General features: G+C 73.4%; 7 protein-coding genes. All 7 read left to right on the forward strand.

The window, feature by feature from the left end; genetic code table 11:
• Positions 1 to 33 precede the first annotated feature (33 nt).
• The 7 genes from L3Q65_RS09355 to L3Q65_RS09385 all read left to right on the forward strand — a co-directional run bounded on the left by L3Q65_RS09355 (position 34) and on the right by L3Q65_RS09385 (position 23,266).
• Positions 34 to 4,605, forward strand: coding sequence for a type I polyketide synthase (locus tag L3Q65_RS09355; protein WP_237599354.1), 4,572 nt, complete (start codon positions 34 to 36; stop codon positions 4,603 to 4,605).
• Positions 4,602 to 12,602, forward strand: a complete 8,001-nt coding sequence (locus L3Q65_RS09360; RefSeq protein WP_237599355.1) for a non-ribosomal peptide synthetase — start codon at positions 4,602 to 4,604, stop codon at positions 12,600 to 12,602. The genes L3Q65_RS09355 and L3Q65_RS09360 overlap by 4 nt, the downstream gene beginning before the upstream one ends.
• Positions 12,599 to 14,152, forward strand: coding sequence for a formyltransferase family protein (locus L3Q65_RS09365; protein ID WP_237599356.1), 1,554 nt, complete (start codon positions 12,599 to 12,601; stop codon positions 14,150 to 14,152). The genes L3Q65_RS09360 and L3Q65_RS09365 overlap by 4 nt, the downstream gene beginning before the upstream one ends.
• 20 nt (positions 14,153 to 14,172) lie before the next feature.
• Complete coding sequence (locus L3Q65_RS09370) at positions 14,173 to 14,415, forward strand: MbtH family protein (protein WP_370648180.1); 243 nt, start codon at positions 14,173 to 14,175, stop codon at positions 14,413 to 14,415.
• A 13-nt stretch (positions 14,416 to 14,428) separates the two neighbouring features.
• On the forward strand, positions 14,429 to 20,725 hold the full coding sequence (locus L3Q65_RS09375) for a non-ribosomal peptide synthetase (RefSeq protein WP_237599357.1): 6,297 nt from the start codon (positions 14,429 to 14,431) through the stop codon (positions 20,723 to 20,725).
• Between the two features lie 229 nt (positions 20,726 to 20,954).
• On the forward strand, positions 20,955 to 22,442 hold the full coding sequence (locus tag L3Q65_RS09380; RefSeq protein ID WP_237599358.1) for an MFS transporter: 1,488 nt from the start codon (positions 20,955 to 20,957) through the stop codon (positions 22,440 to 22,442).
• A complete protein-coding gene (locus L3Q65_RS09385) occupies positions 22,439 to 23,266 on the forward strand; it encodes an SDR family NAD(P)-dependent oxidoreductase (RefSeq protein WP_237599359.1) in 828 nt (275 codons plus the stop codon). Before L3Q65_RS09380 ends, L3Q65_RS09385 begins: the two co-directional genes overlap by 4 nt.
• Positions 23,267 to 23,373: the final 107 nt, after the last annotated feature.

Genomic DNA, 23,373 nt, shown 5'->3' on the forward strand with positions numbered 1-23,373 from the left:
ACGAACGACTTCCGAGACGGTCAGGTGAGGTTTGTGAGTGATCCGGTAGACGCGATCGCGGTCGTCGGCATGAGCTGCCGGTTCCCGGGCGCGGACGATCCCGAGCGGTTCTGGGCCAATCTGGCCGCGGGCGTGGAGTCGATCTCCACGTTCGACCGGGACGAACTGCGGGCCGCCGGGGCCGATCCGGCGGTGCTGGACCACCCCGGGTTCGTGCCGAGGGGCGGCGTGCTCAGCGACATCGACCGGTTCGACGCCGCCTACTTCGGGTACAGCCCGCGCGAGGCGGAGCTGATCGACCCGCAGCAGCGGCTGTTCCTCGAATGCGCGGCGGGCGCGCTCGACGATTCCGGCTACGACCCGGCGCGGTTCGGCGGCGTGGCCGGGATTTACGCGGGCGTCGGGCTGAGCTCGTACATGTGGAACAACATCTACCCGAGCGAAAGCGAACTGGCCGACGTCAGCCAGATGCAGATGATCCTGTCGGTGGACAAGGACTACCTGGCCACGCGCGCGGCGTACAAGCTCGACCTGCGCGGGCCCGCGGTCACCGTGCAGAGCGCCTGCTCCACCTCGATGGTGGCCATCCACCTCGCCTGCCAGGGGCTGCTCACCGGCGAATGCGACCTCGCGCTGGCCGGCGGGGCCTCGCTGATCCTGCCGGAGGTCCGCGGGTACGTGTACGAGGAGGGCGGCGTGCTCTCCCCGGACGGGCACTGCCGCTCGTTCGACGCCGCCGCCAAGGGCACCGTGCCCGGCAGCGGGGTCGGCGTGGTCGTGTTGCGGCGCTTGGAAGACGCGCTCGCCGACGGCGACACGATCCACGCGATCGTCCGCGGTTCGGCGATGAACAACGACGGTTCCGCGAAGGTCGGCTACACCGCGCCGGGCACGCGCGGGCAGACCCAGGTGATCACCGACGCGGTCAGCGCCGCGGGCGTGGAGGCGGACACCATCGGCTACGTCGAGACGCACGGCGCGGCCACCCCGCTCGGCGACCCGATCGAGATGACCGCGCTCGCCGACGCCTTCCGCGCGCTCGGCGCCAGCGGCGGGCACCGGTGCGCGATCGGCTCGCTGAAGTCGAACATCGGGCACCTCGACTCGGCGGCCGGGGTGGCCGGGTTCATCAAATCGGTGCTGATGGTCAAGCACGGCAAGGTCCCGCCGAGCCTGCACTTCCGCGAGCCGAACCCGAACATCGACTTCGCCTCGACTCCGTTCTACGTCAACCGCGAACTCTCCGACTGGCCGGTGACCGGGACGCCGCGCCGGGCGGGGATGAGCTCGTTCGGCATCGGCGGGACCAACGCGCACATCGTCGTCGAAGAGCCACCGCCGCCGCGGCGGCGCGGGCAGACCGCGAAACCGCGGCCGGTGCTGCTCTCCGCCCGCACTCCCGCCGCGCTGGAGCGGGCCACCGACCGGCTGGCCGAGCACCTGCGCGCGCATCCGGAGCTGTCGCTGGCCGACGTGGCGGGCACGCTCGCCGCCGGCCGCCGGGTGCACGCCCACCGCCGCGCCGTCGTGGCGGCCGACACCGCGGGCGCGGCGAAGGCGCTGGAAAGCCGGTCGCCGGAGGTGTTCACCTCGGCCGGGCCCGCCGGGACCCGCTCGGTGGTGTTCCTGTTCTCCGGCGTCGGCGACCAGTACCCGAACCTGTGCTCCGGGCTGTACCGCGACGAGCCGGTGTTCCGCGCCGAACTCGACCGGTGCGCCGAATTGTTCGCCCCGCACCTGGGTTTCGACCTTCGGGAGCGGTTGTTCGCCGCTCCGGCCGAACCGCCGCGCGAACTGCCCGCCGACCCGCTCGCCCGGATGCTGCGGGAACGGGAGGCGGGGCCGCTCGACGAGACGATCGTCGCGCAACCGCTGCTGTTCTCCGTCCAGTACGCGATGGCGCGGCTGTGGATGCACTACGGCGTGCGCCCGGACGCGCTGCTCGGCTACAGCGTCGGCGAGTACGTCGCAGCCGCGGTCGCCGGGGTGTTCTCGCTGGCAGACGCGGCCTGGCTGGTGGCGCGTCGCGCCCGGCACATCGGCGGTCTGCCCGGCGGTGCGCTGCTCGCGGTGATGAACTCGGCCGAACAGGTCGAGCCGCTGCTGGAGGGCCAGCTGTCACTGTCCGCTGTGGACGCTCCTTCGCTGTGCGTGGTCGGCGGTCCGGCCGAGGAGGTCGACGCGCTCGCCGAACGCCTTCTCGCCGACGGGATCGCCAGCCGCCGCGTGCCCGCCGAGCACGCGTTCCACACGGCGATGATGCGCCCGCTGGAGGAAAGCCTGCGCGCCGACTTCGCCGGGGTGGAGCTCAAGACGCCGGAGATCCCGTACCTGTCCAATGTCACCGGCCAGTGGGTCGCCCCGGCCGAGGCGGCCGATCCCGCGCACTGGGCCCGGCACAGCGTGGCCACCGTCCGGTTTTCCGACCAGATCGCCGCGATGTGGCAGCTGACCGCGCCGGTGGTGGTCGAACTGGGACCGGGCCGCGCATTGGGGAGCCTGCTGGTGCAGCACCCCGACCGCGCCGACGACGGTCTCGTGCTGGCGTCCTCGCCCGCCGCGCACGATCGCGCGGACGACCGGACGGTGCTGCTCGAAGCGCTGTCCCGGGCGTGGCTCGCCGGGGTCGAGGTGGACTGGGCCAAGCTGCACGCGAACGGCGAGTGGGGGCGGGCGAGCCTGCCCGGCTACCCCTTCGAACGCGCCGGCTACTGGCTTTCCGCGCGTGCGCCCGGCAAATCCGGTGCGGCCGCGCCGGTCACCGGACGGCAGGCCGATCCGGCGGACTGGTTCCACCTGCCGGACTTCTCGCGCAGCCTGCCGCCGCGGGCCGAGCCGGACGCGGCGGCAGGCGAGACCTGGCTGGTCGCCGGGGACGCCGCGTCGATCGCGGAAGAGGTCGCCGCCCGCTCGGCCGCGAGGGTGATCCGGGTGAGCTGGGCCGAGGAGTTCGCCGACTGCGGCGACGACCGCTACACCCTCGATCCCGGCGATCTGACGGGCTGGCTGAGCCTGCTCCGCGGGCTGAAGGGCGCGGCGCCCGGGCGCGTGGTGTTCGGGGCGGACGGCCCGCAGTGGGACTTCACCGCTTTCCACGGCCTGGTGCTGCTGATGCGGGCGTGGACCGAATGCGGGCTGGTCGACGACGTCGAGATCGGCGTGCTGTCGGTGTCCGGCCTGGTCGTGGCGGGCGAGACCGAGGTGCGGCCGGAACGCGGCATGACGGCGGCGCTGTGCCGGGTGATCGGCCAGGAACTGCCGCAGGCCCGCTGCCGGTTCGTCGACACCGCCCCGCCCGCCTCGGCGCGGCAGCGCGCCCGGCTGCTGACCCACCTGCACGCGGAAATCGTGGCGGGCACGGACGATTGCGTCGCCTACCGGGGCGACACCCGCTGGGTGCGCGGCTTCGTGCCCGCCCGGCTGGAGGCCACTGGAGCCACGCGGCTGCGCGAGGGCGGCTGCTACCTGGTTTCCGGCGGGCTGGGCCGGATCGGCGCGGTGATCGGCGATCTGCTGGCCGCCCGCCGGGCCCGGATCGGGGTGATCCGGCGCTCGGCGGTCCCCGCCCGCGACCACTGGGATTCCTATGTGGCCACGGCGGATCCGGACGATTCCGTCGCCGCGGAGATCGCCGCGATCCGGCGGCTGGAGGCGGCTGGCGCCACGGTGGCCACCGTGGCGGCCGACGTCGCCGACGACGAGGGTTTCGCGGCCGCGGTGGCGAAGCTGGAGCAGGAACTCGGCCCGTTCGACGGCGTGTTCCACGTGGCCGGGGTGGTGACCGCGGACGGCGTGGTGCCGCTCGCGCAGGCGACACCGGAGAGCGCGGAACCGCACCTGGCCGCGAAAGCGCGGGGCGTGCGGGTGCTCGCCGGAGTGTTTTCCGGACGGGAGCTGGACTTCGTGCTGCTGTGCTCGTCGATCGCGTCGGTGCTCGGCGGGATCGGGTTCTCCGCCTACGCCGCGGCGAATCTGTACCTCGAGCTGTTCGCGGCCGCGCGGTCCGCCGACGGCGGCACCCCGTGGACGGCGCTGGCCTGGGAGGGCTGGACCGTCGAAGGGGACGACGCGGCCGCGGCGACCCTGCGCGAGTACCTGATCGACGAGGCCGACGCGACCGCCGTGCTCGACCGGGTGCTCGCCGGGAGCCTGCCCGCCCAGCTGGTGAACTCGACCGGCGATCTGCGGTCCCGGTTCGACCAGTGGTCGGGCGACGAGGCCGGGTCCGCGCCGCGCCGCGGCGGCGGGCACGCGCGCCCGGACCTGCAAACCGCATACGCCGCACCGGTGACCGACACCGAGAAGCTGATCGCCGAGGTGTGGGCGGGCCTGCTCGGCATCGACCGGGTCGGCCTGCACGACAACTTCTTCGAACTCGGCGGCCATTCGCTGCTCGGCACCCGGGTGATTTCGCGCCTGCTCAAGGAACTGCGGGTCCAGGTGCCGCTGCACACCCTGCTGACCAGCCCGACGGTGGCCGAGCTCGCCGCCGCGGTGGCCGGACTCCAGGACGCCCCGGCGGCGCCGTCGATCACCCGCGTCGACCGCGGCGGCTACCGCCGGAGCGGCGAGGCGGCCGAGCCGACAGGAGCGACGACCCGATGAACAGCGACACCCCGGAGATCCACCGGTTCCCGGCGTCCTTCGCCCAGCGCCGGCTGTGGCTGGTCCAGCAGGTCGATCCGGGCAACCCGTTCTACCTGATCCCGATGGGGATGCGGCTGCGCGGCGAACTCGACGGGCCCGCGCTCGAGCGGGCGCTCGCCGCCGTGGTCGACCGGCACGAGGCGCTGCGCACCGGGTTCGCCGTCGAGGACGGCGAGCCGGTGCAGGTGGTGCACGGCCGGGTGGACGTGCCGCTGCCGGTGGCCGATCTCAGCGCGCACGCCGATCAGGCGGCCGAGCTCGCCCGCCTGGAGACCGAACTCGGCTCGCGCCCGTTCGACCTGGCCGCGCCGCCGCTGCTGCGCGCGCTGCTGGTGCGGCTCGGCGAGGCCGACCACCAGCTGCTGATCACCGTCCACCACATCGTGTGCGACGCCTGGTCGCAGGACATCTTCTTCCGCGAACTGGGCGAGTGCTACGCCGCCTTCGCCCGGAACGAGACGCCCGAGCTGCCCGAACTCGCCGTGCAGTACCCGGATTTCGCGGTCTGGCAACGGGATCTGGCCGGCACCCCGGAGTTCGCCCGGCAACTGGACCACTGGCGGGAGCACCTGCGCGACGCGCCCCGGCTCTCGGCGCTGCCCCTGGACCGGCCGCGCCAGGCGAAACGCGACCATCGCGGCGCCTGGCACGATTTCGTGGTCCCCGCCGCAGTGCTCGACGACCTGCGCGCGCTGGCGAGGGCGCACAACTGCACGCTGTTCATGGTGGTGTTCGCGGCTTTCTCGGTGCTGCTGTCGCGTTCGGCCGGGCAGGACGACCTGGTGATCGGCTCGCCCATCACCGGCCGGGGCCGCCCGGAACTGGAGGACCTCGTCGGGTTCTTCGTGAACACGCTGCCGCTGCGGGCCGATTTGTCCGGCGACCCGGCGTTCGCCGACCTGCTCGCCCGGGTGCGCCGGACGTGCCTGGACGGGGTGGCCAACCAGGACGTGCCGTTCGAGAAGCTGGTCGAGGAGCTGGCCCCGGACCGCGATCCCAGCCACGACCCGCTGTTCCAGAACATCCTGGTGTTCCAGGGACCGGCGAGCGCCGAGGTCGGCGTCGGCGATCTTTCCCTGGAATACCAGGGCAAGAACAACAACACGGCGAAATTCGACCTTTCGCTGTACGCGGGCGAGGCCGAGGACGGCCTGCGGTGTTCCTTCGAGTACGCCACCGCGTTGTTCGACCCCGAGACCATCGAACGCCTCGGCCGCCGGTTCGCCACGCTGCTGGCCGGGATCGCCGCGAACCCCGATGCCCGGCTGTCCGCCCTGCCGCTGCTGGACAGCGGTGAACGCGACCGGCTGCTGGCGTGGGGGCAGAACGGCTGGCCCGAAGTGCCGGTGCCGGAAGCCACCCTGCCGGAACTGGTGCTCCGGGCCGCGGAATCGGCTCCGGACGCCACGGCGGTCTGGCACGCGGACCGCGTCCTCACCTACCGCGAACTGGAACGGGAGTCCGGGCGGCTGGCCCGGCGCCTGCGGGCGGCCGGGGCCGGACCGGGCACGCGGGTCGGCGTGTGCCTGCCGCGCACCCCGGACCTGGTGGTCGCGCTGCTCGCGGTGCTGCGCGCCGGGGCGGCGTATGTGCCGCTGGACCCGGAGTACCCGGCCGGGCGGCGACGGCTGATGCTGGCCGACGCGGCCGCGCCCGCGCTGGTGACCGACGAGCCGGGCGGCTTCGACGGCTATCCGGGCAAGGTGCTCGCGGTCGACGGCCCGGGCGACGAGGCGCCGCTGCCCGAACCGCCGCCGTCCGGGCAGAGCGCCGCCTACGTCATCTACACCAGCGGTTCGACCGGAAGTCCGAAAGGGACAGTCATCTCGCACGATGCCGTGCGGCACCTGCTGTCCTGGGGCCGCGACCTGCTCGACGACGACGAACTGGCGGGCGCGGTCGCGACCTCCTCGGTCTGCTTCGACGCCTCCGTGCTCGACCTGTGGGTGCCGCTCGCGTTCGGCGGCCGGGTGGTGCTCGTCGACAACGCGCTGCACATCGGCGCCTTGCCCGGGGAAGCGGCCGCGATGGCGCGGTACTTCTTCGCGGTGCCCTCGGTGGTCGGCGAACTGCTGCGCGCCGGGCATCTGCCCGACGGCCTGCGCACCTGCATCGCGGGGGGAGAGGAACTGCCCGCGGCGACCGCGCGCGCGATGTTCGACGCCGGGGCCGCCCGGGTCGTCAACGTCTACGGCCCCACCGAAACCACGGTCGTCGCCACCAGCCTGGAACTGACCGCGACCGAGCAGCCGGACGTGCACCTCGGCGCCCCGCTCGGCCACGCCAGGGTCTGCGTGCTCGACGACGCGGGCGGGCTCGCGCCGACCGGGGTGTTCGGCGAGCTGTGCATCGCCGGTCCCGGCGTCGGTCTCGGCTACCTCGGCAATCCGGCGCTCACGGCGGCGCGGTTCGTGCCCGACCCGTGGCGCGCGGGGGCCCGGATGTACCGCACCGGCGACGTGGTGCGCTGGCGGTCCGACGGCGGGCTGGAGTTCCGCGGCCGCGCCGACCACCAGGTGAAGATCCGCGGGTTCCGGATCGAGCTGGGCGAGGTGGAGGCCGCGCTGGCCGCGTTCCCCGGCGTCGCCGAGTCCGCGGCGAAGGTCGTGACCACCGACGCGGGGGAGCGGTTGCTCGCCGGGTACCTCGTCGGGGAAGCGGAAACCGATGCGGTGAAAGCGTTCCTGCGCGAGCGCCTGCCCGCCTACCTGGTGCCCGGCGCGCTGATCCGGCTGGGCGAGCTGCCCCGCACGGTGAGCGGGAAACCCGATCGCTCGCGCCTGCCCGATCCTCGGCCCGCCGCCCGCGAGACCCCGCGCGTCGCCCCGCGCAACCGGATGGAACGGCTCGTCCTCGGCGTCTGGCAGGACGTGCTGTCCCGCCGCGACGTCGGGCCGCACGACAACTTCTTCGACCTCGGCGGCCATTCGCTGCTGCTGATCCGCATGCACACCGCGCTGACCGAGGCGTTGCCGGTGACCGTGCCCTTCGCCGAGCTGTTCCGCCACACCACCGTCAGCACGCTCGCGGCCTATCTCCGCGAACTCGCCGAACCCGCCACGCCGAAAGCCGTCCCGAAGGAGGAAAAACCGGTGCGCAGCAGCGAGAAACCCAGCGACACCGACATCGCGGTGGTCGGCATGGCCTGCCGCTATCCCGGCGCGAGCAGCCCGGAGGAGTACTGGCGGGTGCTGCTGGAAGGCCTCGAAACGATCAGCACCGCCACCCCGGACGAGATCCGCGCGGCCGGGTTCGGCGACGACGCGTTCGCCGAGGACTTCGTGCCGCGCGGCGGCGCGCTCGCCGGCATCGAGTACTTCGACGCGGGCTATTTCGGCTACAGCCCCAGCGAAGCGGCGCTGATCGACCCGCAGCAGCGGCTGTTCCTGGAATGCTCGGCCGAGGCGCTGCAGCGCGCCGGACACGACCCGGAGCAGTTCGACGGCGGCATCGGCGTCTACGCCGGGGTCGGGCACAGCGACTACATGTGGAACAACACCTTCGTCAACCAGGAGACGGTGCCCAACTCCAACGGCGCGCACCTGCTGATCTCCTGGGACAAGGACCATATGGCCACCCGGGTGTCCTACAAGCTGAACCTGCGCGGCCCGGCGATGACCGTGCAGACCGCGTGTTCCACCTCGCTGGTGGCCACCCACGTCGCGGCCCGCGCGCTGCTGTCCGGCGAATGCGACATGGCGCTGGCCGGCGGCGCGTCGATCCTCATCCCGAACGTCGGCTACAAATGGGTCGAAGGCGGGATCTTCAGCCCGGACGGGCATTGCCGCCCGTTCGACGCCGCGTCGCAGGGCACGCTTCCGGGCAGCGGGGTCGGCGTGGTCGTGCTGCGCAGGCTGGCCGACGCGCTCGCCGACGGCGACCCGGTGCACGCGGTGATCCGCGGTTCGGCGATCAACAACGACGGTTCGGCGAAGGTCGGCTACACCGCGCCGGGCGTCGCCGGGCAGGTCGAGGTGATCCGCAAGGCGCTGGCCGCCGCGGACGTCGAACCGGGCAGCATCGGGCTGATCGAGGCGCACGGCACCGGCACCGTGCTCGGCGACCCGATCGAGGTGACCGCGCTGACCCAGGCGTTCACCGGACCGGGTCCGCTGCCGCCCGCGTCGTGCGCGCTCGGGTCGGCCAAGTCCAACTTCGGCCACCTCGGGACCGCCGCCGGGGTCGCCGGGCTGATGAAGGCGGCGCTCGCGGTGGAGCACGGAGTCGTGCCGCCGTCGCTGCACTTCGAACGCCCGAACCCGAACACCGATCTCGAGGGCAGCCCGTTCTTCGTCAGCAGCGAACCGGCCGCGTTCCCCGGCGAGGGCCCGCGCCGCGCGGGCGTCACCGCGCTGGGCATCGGCGGCACCAACGCGCACGTCGTGCTGGAGCAGCCCCCGGCGAGGCAGCCGTCGACCCCGGGCCGGGGCTGGCAGGTCCTCCCGCTCTCTGCCCGCAGCCGCGGCGCACTGGAGACGGCGGCCAAGGAACTGGCCGACCACCTCGCCGGCACGCCGGACATCGACCTCGCCGACGTGGCCTACACGCTGCAACTCGGCCGGACCGCGCTGGACCAGCGTCGGGTGGTGCTGGCCAGGACGACCGCCGAGGCCGCCGGCCTGGCGCGCGACGGCGGCGAGGAATTCGTGCGGGTGCGCGAAAGCGGCGACGCGCAGAGCTCCTGGACGCTGGTGCTCCCCGGCGGTTTCCCGGTCGTGCCGGGCAGGGCGGCGAAGCTGTACTGGCGGCTGCCGGTGATCCGGTCCGCAGTGGACGAATGCAGCGAACTGCTCGCTCCGGGCCTCGGCGCCGATCTGCGCGAAGCGGTTTTCCTCGCGTCCGCGGACGAACCGGTGGATCCGCGCTTCGAGCACCCCGCGCGGTTCGTGACGCTTTACGCACTGGCCCGCGGTCTCGTGGAGCTAGGCCTGCGGCCGGACGAGATCGCCGCGTCCGGGGCGGGCGAGCTGGTGGCCGCGTGCCTGACCGGAGTGCTGGACCTGCCACAGGCGGTCGCCGTGCTGCTGGGCCAAGGCGCGCCGGAGGTCGGTGCCGCGCCGGAGACGCCGTGGAGCTCGGTGGCGTGCGACGGATTCGTCACCGAGGACGAACTGGCCGATCCGGAGTTCTGGACCAGCGGCATCTGGGCCGGCGGCGACTTCGGCGAGGTGCTCGAACCGCTGCTGGACGACCCCGCGCAGGTGCTGGTGGTGGCGGGAGCCACCGCCTGGGCGCCGGGCTGGGAACAGCCGGCCGGAGAGCTGGTCGAGGTGCTGCCGCAGGATTCGGCCGACGCCGAGTACGACTTCGCCGCGGCACTGGGCAGGTTGTGGCTTTCCGGCGCGACAGTGCGCTGGAAGTCGTTGTTCGAAGGACAGCGGCGGAAGCGGCTGCTGCTGCCGGCCTATCCGTTCGAGCGGAGCCGGTACTGGCTGGAACCGCCCGCGGACGCGAAGCCGTCGGCGATCGCGGTCCCGGCCGGGGAACGGGCCGCCGATCCGGCGGACTGGTTCTACGCGCCCTCGTGGAAACGCGCCGCCCGCCCGGTCGCGGCCGGCGCCGGAGGCACCTGGCTGGTCGCCGGGACGGACACGATCGCCGGGGAGGTCGCCGAACTCGGCGCCAGCCGGGTCATCCCGGTCCACTGGGGACGGTCGTTCGCCGACCTCGGCGAGGACGGCTACCTCGTGGACCCGGAATCGCCGGCGGACTGGGAAAGCCTCGTCCAGGCACTGCGGGACGCGGGCGAAACGCCGGACCGCATCGTGCACGGCGCCGGGGCACTGGACGAGGACGCCGCTCCCGGCGGCTACGACTCCTTCCTCGCCGTGCTGTTCCACGCCAGGGCGCTCGCGAAGGCCGGAATCGCCGCGAACCTTTCCGTGCTCGCCGTTTCCGGGCTCGCCATCGCCGACGAACCGCGCGTGGCGCCCGAACGGGGCATGATCTCCGGACTGTTGCGCGTGGTCGCGCAGGAAGCGCCGGGCCTGCGCTGCCGGTTCGTCGATGCCGCCCCGGCAGGGACCGGCAAACGGCGTTCGCGGCTGCTGGGCAGGCTTTCCGCGGAAGTGCTCGCGGGCGAGGAGCCGTGCGTCGCCTACCGCGGCGAGCACCGCTGGGTGCCCGGATACGCGGCGATTCCCCTGCCGGAAGCCGGGTCCTCGATGCTGCGGCCCGACGGCTGCTACCTGATCGTCGGCGGGCTCGGCCGGATGGGCTCCGAAATCGCGCGGGAGCTCGCCGGGGCGCGGATCGGCCTGATCCGGCGTTCGGCCCCGACCGCCGACGAGACCCGCGCGATCCGGGAGCTGGAGTCCGCCGGTTCGGAGGTGGCCGCGATCGCCGCGGACGTCGCCGACGAGGCCGCGTTCGGCGAAGCGGTCGCCCGGCTGGAGGAGCGGCTCGGCCGGTTCGACGGCGTTTTCCACGCCGCCGGGGTGGTTTCCGGCGACCGGCTGGTCCCGGTGGCCGGCGCGACCGCCGAATCGGTCCGCGCCGATCTCGCCGCCAAAGCGGACGGCGCCGCGGTGCTGGCCAGGGTGTTCGCCGGGCGGGAGCTGGACTTCGTGTTCCTGTGCTCGTCGATCTCCTCGGTGCTCGGCGGGGCGGGTTTCGGCGCCTACGCGGCCGCGGCGGTGTACGCCGAACTGTTCGCCGCGCAGCAGTCGATCGCGGGAGAGACGCCGTGGCTCGCGGTCGCCTGGGACAGCTGGCGCGCCGGCGGGAAGCTCGGCCTGGACGGCGGGGAGGCGCGGGAGGTGCTGCGCCGGGTGCTCGCCGCCGATCCGCTGCCGCAGCTGGTCGTGTCCACCGGGAACCTGCCCGCGCGGATCGCCGAGGCCGCGGGCGGTCCGGAAACCGGTGCGGCGGAACGGGAAACCGGCGAGACCGTCTATCCCCGGCCGGACCTCGCGACCGAGTACCTCGCCCCGCGCGACGAAACCGAACGCCGGATCGCCGGGCTCTGGCAGGGCCTGCTCGGCATCGACCGGGTCGGCGTCCGGGACAATTTCTTCGAACTGGGCGGGCATTCCCTGCTGGCGGTCCGGCTGGTGAGCGCGCTGCAGGCGGAGTTCGGCGACACCACGGTCTCGCTGGCCACCGTGCTCAAGGCGACCACGGTGGAACTGCTCGCCGGAGCGGTCGCGGGCGCCTCGCCCGGCGGGGACGCCTCGTGCGTCGTCCCGGTGCACACCACCGCGGGCGCCCTGAAGCTGTTCCTGGTGCATCCGCTCGGCGGCACGGTCCTCTGCTACCACGCGCTGGCCGCCCAGCTGGCCCCCGGCTGGTCGCTGTACGGGCTGCAGTCGCCGTCGGTGTCCGGCGGGGACGGCCCGGCCACTGTGCCCGAACTGGCCGCCCGGTACGTCTCGGATCTGCGCGCCGAACAGCCCGAAGGCCCGTACCACCTCGGCGGCTGGTCGCTCGGCGGCGCCATCGCCTACGAGATGGCCCGGCAGCTCGCCGCGGCCGGGCAGCGGGTCGCCGAAGTGGTGATCATGGACGTCGAACCGCCGGATCCGGACCAGCCGGTGCGCACCACCGAGGCCGAGATCGTGCTCGCGCTGCTCGACGCCCGCGACCTCGCCGCGTCCGACCTGCCCGAGCCGGGCGCCGGCCCGGTGGCCGAGCGGATGCGCGCCTACGCGGACTGGGCCGGCGAACGCGGGCTCGTGAAGCCCGGTCCGGACACCGACCGGCTGGTGCGGTTGTTCGTGGCCGCGCACCGCAATCTGACCGCCTGGCAGTCGTACCGGCCCGAGCCCTACTCCGGGCGCGTGGTCTTCCTCCAGGCCGAGGAAAGCGGCGCGGACGGCACGGACTGCTACGGCTGGCGGTCCTACGCGAGCACCATCGAACGGCACCAGGTGCCCGGCGGCCACGAGACGATGCTGCGCGAACCGCACGTCGCCACCGTCGCCAAGGTGCTGTCGGGATCGCTGGTCGAACCGTGACGGCATACGACTGCCAGCTGATCGGCTGGGGCGCGCTGCTGGTGGAGAGCGCGGAACTGCTCGCCGCCCGCGGGCACCGGGTGACCGGCGTGGTCACCCGGTATCCGCCCGCGCTCGACTGGGCTCGGGAGCACGGCGTGCCGGCCGCTGCCCGGCTCGGCGACCTGCCCGGCCGGCCGGACTACCTGTTCAGCATCACCAACGACGTGCTGCTGCGGGCCGAGGACCTGGCGCGGCCCCGGCGGATGGCGATCAACCTGCACAGTTCGCTGCTGCCCCGGTACGCGGGCGTGCACCAGACGACGTGGGCGCTGCTGCACGGCGCGACCGAGCACGGCGTGACCTGGCACGAGATGGTCGCCGAGATCGACGCGGGCCGGGTGCTCAAGCAGTCCAGGTTCCCGGTCGGGCCCGGCGACACCACGCTCGCGCTGGACGTGCGCTGTCACGAGCACGGGCTGCGTTCGCTGAAGGAACTGCTGGACGACCTGGAGGCGGACGCGCTCGTCCCGGTCGCGCAGAATCCGGGCGAACGCACGTACTTCCCGGCCCGGCGGCTGTTCCCGGACGGCGGCCTGGTCACCGGCCGGCAGACGGCGGCGGAACTGGACCGCTGGCGCCGGGCAGGCGAGTTCGGCCGGTTCGACAACCGGTTCGGCCGCCCCCGGATCGTCGCCGGCGGCGAGGCTTTCCTCGTGACCGGCCTGCGCCCGCGGCCTGGCCCGGTCGAGGCCGAGCCGGGCACGGTGCTGACCGGCCCGCAGGTGCGCGTGGGCACCGTGGACGGTTCCGTCGAGCTGACCGCCCTGTCCACAGTGGATGGCGAGCCGGTTTCCCCGGACGCGGTCCTGGCCGCGGGCGACCGCCTCGGTGCGCCGGAGTTCACCGGCTGGTTCGGGAAATGGGCGCACCGCGAAGGCTTCTGGCTCGAGCGGCTCGCCGCCTGCGCCGCCGCCCCGGACCCGCTGGTTCGTCCATTGTGGACTCCTTCGCCGGTGACCCGCGGAACCACGCTGGTCCCGCGCGCGCTGGTGGACCGGCTGCGCGACCCGGCGGCCGAACTGCTGACCGCGTGGCTGGTCTGCCTCGGCTCCCGGTACGGCACCGTCCGCTACAGCGACGACGACCGGCGGGCGTCGGTGGCCGGGCTGGAAGCGCTGGTCGCGAGGGACGTGCCGCTCCCGGTCGAACTGCCGCCGGAACTCGGCTTCGCGGGCGCGACCGCCGCGGTTTCGCGAGAGCTGGCCGGGCTGCGCGGCAGCTACCTGCGCGACCTTCCCGCGCGCTATCCCTTGCACGGCCTGGCGAACCGTCCGATGCCGGTCGCCCTCGCCGTGACCGAAACCGGGGCCCGGCTCGATCCGGCGCCCGGCACGGCCGCGGTGCTGGCGATCGACACGGCGACCCCGGCGTTCCACTGCGCGGCGACCGGGCATCTGGGCCCGCCGCGCGAGACGGTCCGGGAGTTCGCCGGGCTGGCGAAATCAGTGCTGACCCTGATCGAGGCGGTCGTGGAACGACCCGCCGTCCCGCTCGCCGCCGTGCGGTGAGCGGTTTATCCCGAGGAGAGATGGACATGGCTTTCGAGGACGACGATTCCGCTGCTGTTTACACGGTGGTGGTGAATGGCGAGGAGCAGTATTCGATCTGGCCGCGTGAGCGTGCTCTTCCCGCAGGTTGGCGGGACGCGGGTTTCCACGGCCCGAAGGCGGAGTGCCTTGCGCATGTCGAGAGCGTCTGGACCGACATGCGTCCGTTGAGCGTCCGGCGCCAGATGGACGGCGCGGCCTGGCTGACCGGTCTTCCCGAGTGAGGAGTGCCTTGCGATGAACCTGTCCTTCGGCCAGGAGCGCCTGTGGTTCACCCACCAGCTCGACGCCACCGGGCACGCGCAGAACGTGCCGGTGGCGGTGCGGGTCCGCGGCGAACTGGACGTCGCGGCGCTGGCCGCGGCGTGGGCCGAGGTGGTGGCCAGGCACGAGGTGCTGCGCACGGTCGTGCACGCGGAGCACGGCGATCCTCGTCCGGTCCTGCTGGACACGGCCGAGGTCGCCGCTGTCCGGATCGGCGATCCGGCGCGGGCGGAGGAGGAACTGCGCGCCGAGGCGGAGCACCGCTTCGACCTGGCGGCGGGACCGCTGGTGCGGGTGACCGTCTGGCGGCTGGGGGAGCGGGACCACCTGATCGGCGTCGTCCTGCACCACCTGGTGTGCGACGCGCACTCGCTGTCTTTGCTCTTCGACGACTGGGCCCGTGCCTACCGCGGCGAGGAACTGCCGCCGTCCGACACCGGGTACGCGGATTTCGCGGCCAGGCAACGAAAAGACGACGCGTTCGCGGAACAGCTGGAGTACTGGGCGGCGAACCTCGCGGACTCGCCGGCGGACACCGGGCTCCGGCCGGACCGGCGGCGCACCGGAGCGCCGTCCTTCCGCGGCGCGCAGCACCGCTTCACCGTGCCCGGCAAGGCGGCCGGGCGGGTGAAGGACCTCGCGCGCGCCCACCGGTGCACCCCGTTCATCGTGCTGCTGGCCGCTTTCCAAGCGACGCTGGGCGCGCGTACCGGCGTCGACGACGTAGTCGCGGGCACTCCGATGGCGGCTCGCTCCGATCCGGATTTCGAGCGGGTCGCGGGCTATTTCCTGAACACCCTGCCGATCCGGGTTTCGTTGGCGGGCGATCCGGATTTCGCCACCCTGCTCGGCCGTGTCCGCGAAGCCTGCTTCGGCGCTTACCGCCACCAGGACGTGCCGTTCGAGAAGCTGGTCGACCGGCTCCGGCCGGATCGCGCGCTCGGCGCGAACCCGTTCTTCCGCGCCATGCTCGTGGTCCGGGGCGAAGACGCCGAGCTGGCGCTGCCCGGAGCCGAGACCGAGGTTTCGTTCGTCCCGAACGGCACCGCCAAACTCGACCTGACCCTCTATCTGTCCGAAAAGGACGGTGAACTCGCCGGAGAACTCGAATACGACACCGATCTCTACGACGAGGCGACCGTGCGCGCCTTCGCGGCGCACTTCGGCAGGCTGCTCGACACGGTGACGGCGCACCCGGACGGCAGGCTCTCGGCAGTACCGGTGCTCGACGCCGCCGAAGCCCGGCAGGTGCTCGATTGGGGCACGGGTGAGCGGACCGATCCGGGTGCTGCCACGCTCGTCGAACGGTTCGCCGAAGCGGTGCGCCGCCAGCCCGACGCGATCGCGGTGGTCTCCGGCGAAAAACGGCTCACCTACGCCGAACTGGACCGGCGCGCGGACCGGGTGGCGAGCGTGCTGTCCGCCCGCGCGAGCGGCTCGGTGGTGGCCGTCGCGCTGCCGCGGTCGCCGGAGCTGATGGCCTCGCTCTGGGGCGTGCTGAAGGCGGGCCTCGCGTACCTGCCGGTGGATCCCGAACTCCCGGCCGAGCGGATCGCCGCCATGCTCGCCGACGCCGGCGCGGAGACCGGCCTGACCCTCGCGAAGCTCCGCGACGGCTTGCCCGGCGACGGCTGGCTCGCGGCCGACGACCTGCCCGAGGACGCGGCCGCCGCGGGCGGACGCCGGGACCGCGCGCTGTACGTCATGTTCACCTCCGGCTCGACGGGACGGCCGAAGGGCGTGGTCGTCGAGGAGCCCGGGGTGGTCAACCGCCTCGACTGGATGCAGCGCGCGTTCGAGCTGACCGCGGGCGACGTCGTGCTGCAGAAGACGCCGATCGGCTTCGACGTTTCGGTGTGGGAGCTGTTCTGGCCGCTGATCACCGGCGCCCGGCTGGTGCTGGCCGAACCCGGCGGGCACCGCGATCCCCGGTACCTCGCCGGGCTCATCCGGGCCGAAGGCGTTTCGGTGCTGCACTTCGTGCCGTCGATGCTGGGCGCGTTCGCCGAGGAACCGTCGGCCGCGGGCTGCACGAGCGTGCGCGACATCGTGTGCAGCGGCGAGGTCCTGCCGGGTGCGCTGCGGGACCGGGTGGCCGAGGTGCTGCCGGATGCCCGCCTGCACAACCTGTACGGGCCCACCGAAGCGTCGGTCGACGTCACCTGGTGGCCGTGCGACCGCGAGCGCGAACCCGACGTGCCGATCGGCTTCGCCGCGCCCAACACCCTGCTCTACGTCACCGACGCCGGGGGACGCCTGCTCCCGCCGGGCGTCGACGGCGAACTGTGGATCGGCGGGGTGCAGGTCGCCCGCGGCTACGCCGGACGGCCGGACCTGACCGCCGAGCGGTTCGCGCCGGACCCCTTCGGCCCGCCCGGAAGCCGGATGTACCGCACCGGCGACCGGTGCCGCTGGCGCGCGGACGGCAGCCTCGCCTACATCGGCCGCGGCGACCGGCAGGTGAAGATCCGCGGCCTGCGCGTCGAGCCCGGCGAGATCGAGGCGGTGCTGCGGGCCCATCCGTCGGTGCGCCAGGCCGTGGTGCTCGCCCGCGACGACGGGCAGGGTTCCCTGCGCCTGGACGCCTACGTGGTGCCCTCGGCCCCGGCCGGACTGCGCGAGTTCGCGCGTTCACGGCTGCCGGAGCAACTGGTGCCCGCGACCTGGACGCCGGTGGAAACCGTGCCGGTCACGGCGAACGGCAAGCTCGACGTCTCGGCGCTGCCCGGCCCGCGGCCGCCGGAGCCGGCTGCCGCGACCGGCGCGGCGACCCCGCTGCAGGAGACCCTGTGCGGCATTTTCGCCGGCGTGCTCGGGGTGCCCGAGGTGGGCGTGCACGACGACTTCTTCGCCCTCGGCGGGCATTCGCTGCTGGCCACCAAGCTGGTCAGCCGGATCCGTCCGGTGCTCGGCGCGGACGTGCCGATCCGGGCGCTGTTCGAAGCCCCGACGGTCGCCGCGCTCGCCCCGCGCATCGCCGAGCACCGCACGGAAGAGACCGGGCTGACCGCCCGGCCGCGACCGGGCCGCGTGCCGCTTTCCTCGGCGCAGCGCCGATTGTGGTTCCTGCACCACGCGTCCGGACCGAGCGCCGCCTACCACATGCCGCTCGCTTTCCGGCTCCGCGGCGAACTGGACACCGGCGCGCTGGAACAGGCATTGGCCGACCTCGCCGAACGGCACGAAAGCCTGCGCACGGTCTTCCCGGACACCGACGGGGAACCGGAACAACTCGTGCTCCCCGGCGCCCGGCCCCGGCTGCGCACGGCCGAGGTCGGCCCCGCCGACCTGACCGCGGCACTGGAAACCGCCGCCCGCGAGGGTTTCGACCTGGCGACCGAACCGCCACTGCGCGCCTACCTGTTCACCACCGCCCCCGGCGAGCACGCGTTGTTGCTGTCGCTGCACCACATCGCCGGAGACGGCTGGTCGCTCGCGCCGCTGAGCCGCGACCTGGCCACCGCCTACCGCGCGCGGCTCGACGGCCGGGCACCGGACTGGGAACCGCTCCCGGTGCAGTACGCCGACTACACGCTCTGGCAGACCGAACGGCTCGAGCGCGACGCGTCAGCCGAGGCGGAGATCGCGTACTGGCGCGAACGGCTGGCGGGCGCTCCCGAGCAGCTGACCCTGCCGATGGCCCGGCCGCGACCGGAACGGGCGAGCCAGCGCGGGCAGACCGTCGAATTCGCTTGGGACGCCGAACTGCACGCCGCGCTGGCGCGGGTGGCGCGGCAGCACCGGTGCACCATGTTCATGGTCCTGCACGCCGGGCTCGCCGCCCTGCTCACCCGGCTCGGCGCGGGAACCGACGTGCCGCTGGGCAGCCCGATCGCCGGCCGGACCGACGAGGTGCTCGACGAGCTGATCGGCTTCTTCGTCAACACCCTGGTCCTGCGCACCGACACCGCGGGCGACCCGACCTTCGCCGAACTGCTGGACCGGGTCCGCGAAACCGACCTCGCCGCTTACGAGCACCAGCGGGTGCCGTTCGAGCGGCTGGTCGAGGAGCTGAACCCGGTGCGCTCGACCGGGCACCACCCGCTGTTCCAGATCATGTTCGTGCTGCAGAACGCGGGCAGCCCGGAGCTTTCCCTGTCCGATGCGGACAGCGAGCCGATCGCCGTGGCCACCGGGACCTCCCGGTTCGACCTGGTGGTGAGCCTGACCGAACGGCCGGGCGAGGGCGGGATCGAGGGCGACATCGAGTTCAGCACGGACCTGTTCGACGACGAGGACATCGACCTGCTGATCCGGCGCTGGCGACGGCTGCTGAGCGCGCTGGCCGCCGACCCGGCGCAACGCATCGGCGCCCCGGACGTGCTGTCCGAGGAAGAACGACACCGGCTGCTCGTCGAATTCAACGACGTGGGCCGGGAAGCGACCACGGCGAGCGTCGCCGAGCTGTTCGAGGAACGGGCCGCCGCGTCTCCCGAGGCCACGGCGCTGATCCAAGACGACGCCTCGATGACCTTCGCCGGGCTCGAACGGACCGCGAACCGGTTCGCCCGCCACCTGATCGGGCAAGGGGTCGGCACCGAAGAGGTGGTGGCACTGCTGCTGCCGCGGTCCTTCGCACTGGTCGCCGGAATCCTGGGGGTGCTCAAAGCGGGCGCGGCCTACCTGCCCATCGACCCGGAATACCCGGCCGACCGCGTCCGCTACATGATCGCCGACAGCAAGCCCCGGCTGGTGCTGACCGCGCCCGGGCTGGAACACCTGGTGCCGGAAGGCGCTCCGCGGCTGGTGGTGACCGGAACGGAAACGCTCGACGCGCTGTCCGCAGCGGACACCGCGCCGACCGACGCGGACCGCGTGCGCCCGGCGCTGCCGGGCAACCCGGCTTACGTCATCTACACGTCGGGTTCCACCGGCAGGCCCAAGGGCGTGGTGATGCCGACCTCGGGCATCGTCAACGTGCTGGACTGGCACCGCGCGACCCTGCGCGGCGGCCCCGGCTGGCGGACCGCGCAGTTCACCGCGATCAGCTTCGACTTCTCGGTCCAGGAAACCCTGGTCACCCTGCTGATGGGCAAGGCGCTGGCGATTCCGGGGGAGCGGGTGCGCCGGGACCCGGACGAACTGGTCCGCTGGATCGACCGGCACCGGGTGAACGAGCTTTTCGCGCCGCGGCTGGCGATCGAGGCGATGATCGAGGCCGCGACCGCACAGGGCAGCGGACTGGACTCGCTGACCGACGTGCTCCAGGGCGGCGAGGCGTTCATGGTCACCGACGCGATCCGCGAGTTCTTCCTCGCCCGCCCCGACCGCCGCGCGTACAACTTCTACGGCCCCACCGAAACGCACGCCGCGACCGCGCACCTGCTGGACCCCGCGCCCGGCAGCTGGCCGCACCGCGTGCCGATCGGCCGGGGACTGGGCAACATGCGCATGTACGTGCTCGACACCGGGCTCCAGCTGACACCGCCCGGCGTGCCCGGCGAGCTGTTCATCGCCGGACCGCAGGTCGCGCGCGGCTACTTCGGCAGGCCGGCGCTGACCGGCGACCGGTTCGTGCCCGACCCGTTCGGCCCGCCCGGCTCCCGGATGTACCGCAGCGGCGACCTCGTGCGCTGGAGCGCGGACGGGTTCCTCGAATACCTCGACCGCATCGACGACCAGGTCAAGATCCGCGGCTTCCGGGTGGAGCTCGGCGAAATCCAGGCCGCGCTGACCTCGCACCCCGACGTCGGCGAAGCGGCGGTCACCGTGCACACCGACGAAGGCGGCACCAGGCTGGCGGGATTCGTGGTGCCCCGCAACGGAACCGCCGACCTGCCCGCGGTCCGCGCTTTCCTCGGCGAGCGCCTGCCGGAGTACATGGTGCCCGCGGTGCTGACCGAGGTGCCGTCCCTGCCGCGCACGCCGAGCGGAAAACTCGACCGCCGCGCACTGCCCGTGCCCGACCGCGCCCGCCCCGGCGGCGACAGCGGATACGTCGCGCCGGCCGACCGGCTGGAGCGGACGGTGAGCGAGGTGTGGGGCGACCTGCTCGGCATCGAACGCGTCGGCGTGCGCGACAACTTCTTCGACCTGGGCGGGCATTCGGTGGTGCTGCTGAAACTGCAGAGCCGCCTGAGCGCGGCCACCGGCGTCCGGCTCGGGGTGGTGGACCTGTTCCGGCACACGACGGTCGCCGCGCAGGCGCGGGCCATCGCTGCCGCCGGGCAGGAGGCCGAGCCCGCCGACTCCGGGCGGACGGCGGCGGATCTGGGCGCTCGGGCAGCGGCAGGGCGCGCCCGGCTGGCGCGGCGCCGGAGCCGGGCATGAGGACGGGCGGCGAGTCCTTGGCCGTCGGAGGGCGTTCGGTGGTGCCGGCGAAGGACTCCGGGCCGAGGAGCACGGCTGCCGAACCGAGTGCCCGCGCGACGGCGAACCCGGGCAGGCACGGCGATTTCCCCGGCCTCGGCGGGTATTCGGCTGTGCTGCTGAAGAACTGTCTCGACGCGGCGCCCCGCCAAGCCCCCGAAACCGCCCGTCCGCGGCGACGGAGCCGGCCATGACCCCCGCCGGACCCCGGCGCTGGTGGGTGCTGTCCGCCCTGTGCCTGACGCTCTTCATGACCGTGCTGGACAACACGGTGGTCAACGTCGCGATCCCGTCGATCGTCGAGCAACTCGGCGCGACCACGGCGGACGTCCAGTGGATGGTGAACGCCTACACCGTCGCGGTCGGCTCGCTGGCGGTGGCCGCGGGCGGGATCGGCGACCGGGTCGGCTACCGGGCGATGTGGCTGGCCGGGCTGGCGCTCTTCGCCGGGTTTTCCGTGCTCGCGGTGACCGCGGGCGAGCCGGTGCAGCTGATCGTGGCCAGGGCGGGCATGGGCGTCGGCGGCGCGTGCGTCGTCCCGGCCACGCTCGCCGTGCTCACCCGGGTGTTCTCCGAACGGGACCGGCCGCGCGCGATCGGGATCTGGACCGCGGTGGCGGCGGGCGGGCAGGCGCTCGGGCCGCTGCTCGGCGGCGCGCTGCTGGCGCGGTTCCCGTGGCAGGCGGTGTTCGCGCTGAACATCCCGATCGCGGTGCTGTGCCTGGTCTTCGCCCGCGCCTGGGTGCCCGAGTTCCGCGGGCCGGGCGGACGGCCCGACGTGGCGGGGGCGCTGCTTTCGGCCGCGGCCATGGTCGGGATCGGCTGGGCGGTCATCGCCGCGCCCGGCCGGGGCTGGACCGCCCCGGAGGTGCCGGCCTCGCTGGTGCTCGGGGCGGCGCTGCTCGCCGCCTTCGTCCGCCAGGAGAAACGCGCCCGGGAACCGATGCTGGACATGGCGTTGTTCCGGGTGCCCGCGTTCCGGCTGTCGGTGGTCACCAGCCTGCTCGCGGCCTTCGGGCTGGCCGGGTCGATCTTCCTGCTCACCCAGCATCTGCAGTTCGACTTCGGCTACTCGCCGCTGGACGCGGGGGTGCGCACGCTGCCGATGGCCGCCGGGCTGCTGGTCTGCGGCAGCCTCGTCAGCGCCCGCGTCGGCGCGCGGCTCGGGGCCGCGCGCGGGATCACCGCCGGGATGACGCTCGCCGCCGCCGGCCTGGCCGCCATCGCGCTGGTGCCCCTGTCGGCGGGTTATCCGGCGCTGGCTCCCGGGCTGCTCGCGGCGGGGTGCGGTCTCGGCATCGCCGGGCCGCTCGTGGCGAACGCGCTGCTCGGCTCGGTGCCGCCGGAGCAGACGGGGGCGGCGTCGGGAACCCAGGGCATGTTGCACGAAACGGGGGCGTCGCTCGGGGTGGCGGTGCTCGGCGCGGTGAGCGCGGCGCTGTTCACCGCGCGTCTCCCCGGCGACCTCGAGGCCGGCTCGCTGGCCGAGGCGCTCGCCCGCGCGCGGTCCGGCGGGCAGGCGGAGCACGCGCGCTCGGCTTTCGCCGGGGCGATCTCGGCGGCTCAGCTCACCGGGGCCGGGCTGGTGCTGCTCTGCGGAGCGGTGGCCTGGTTCCTGCCCCGGACCGAACCGGCCGTCGCGGCCGGGCAGACGACGAACACCGGAGGACAGCAGTGAGCACACCACTGGCGGGCAGGGCCGCGATCGTGTCGGGGTCCAGCCGGGGCATCGGCCGCGGCGTCGCGGAACGGCTGGCGGCCGAAGGAGCCGCGGTCGTGGTCAACGGCATGGACAAGCGGGCGGTGGACGACACCGTGGCCGCGATCGCCGCGGCGGGCGGCGCCGCGGCGGCGTGCGTCGGCGACGTGACCGCGGACGGGTTCGCGGAGCACTTCGTGCAGACCGCCGTCCGCGAGTTCGGCGGCCTCGACATCGTGGTGAACAACGCCGGGTTCCCGTGGGACAACGTGATCCAGAAAACCACCGACGAACAGTGGGACACGGTGCTCGACACGCACCTGAAAGCGCCGTTCCGCATTCTGCGCGCCGCCCAGCCGGTGCTGCGGGACCAAGCCCGCGCGGACGAGGAAAAAGGCCGCCGGGTGCACCGGAAAGTCGTGAACGTCTCCTCGATCGCCGGTGTTTTCGGCAATGTCGGGCAGGCCGGGTACGCCTCGGCCAAGGCGGGCGTCTTCGGGCTGACCAAAACGCTGGCCAAGGAATGGGGCCGCTATCGCGTGAACGTGAACTCGGTGGCGTTCGGGCTGATCGACACCCGGCTGATCCGCGCGGTCGGCGACAACGAGACGATCACCGTCGGCTCGCGGGAAATCCCCATCGGCATCAACGAAGATGTGCTCGAACGGATCCGCGCGACGGTGCCGCTGGGCCGCTTCGGCACGGTGGCCGAGGCCGCCGGCTCGATCTACCTTTTCTGCGGACCGGATTCCGATTACGTCACCGGGGAAGTGCTGACCTGCGGCGGCGGAGTCACCATTTGAAACACCCGATTACCGTCGTCGTGCGCGCATTTCCTTGAACCGTTCGCCGACCGGCTGGTAATTTTCCGGCTGAACCGGCCTATTCCCTCGCTCGCCTTGCCAGAAGG

Source organism: Amycolatopsis sp. FU40, assembly GCF_021903635.1.
In the GTDB taxonomy this organism is placed as follows: domain Bacteria; phylum Actinomycetota; class Actinomycetes; order Mycobacteriales; family Pseudonocardiaceae; genus Amycolatopsis; species Amycolatopsis dendrobii.

Coding starts and splice junctions, on each gene's coding strand:
- L3Q65_RS09360 (WP_237599355.1), top strand. CDS start 4,602: ATGAACAGCGACACCCCGGAGATCCACCGGTTCCCGGCGTCCTTCGCC.
- L3Q65_RS09375 (WP_237599357.1), top strand. CDS start 14,429: ATGAACCTGTCCTTCGGCCAGGAGCGCCTGTGGTTCACCCACCAGCTC.
- L3Q65_RS09380 (WP_237599358.1), top strand. CDS start 20,955: ATGACCCCCGCCGGACCCCGGCGCTGGTGGGTGCTGTCCGCCCTGTGC.
- L3Q65_RS09370 (WP_370648180.1), top strand. CDS start 14,173: ATGGACATGGCTTTCGAGGACGACGATTCCGCTGCTGTTTACACGGTG.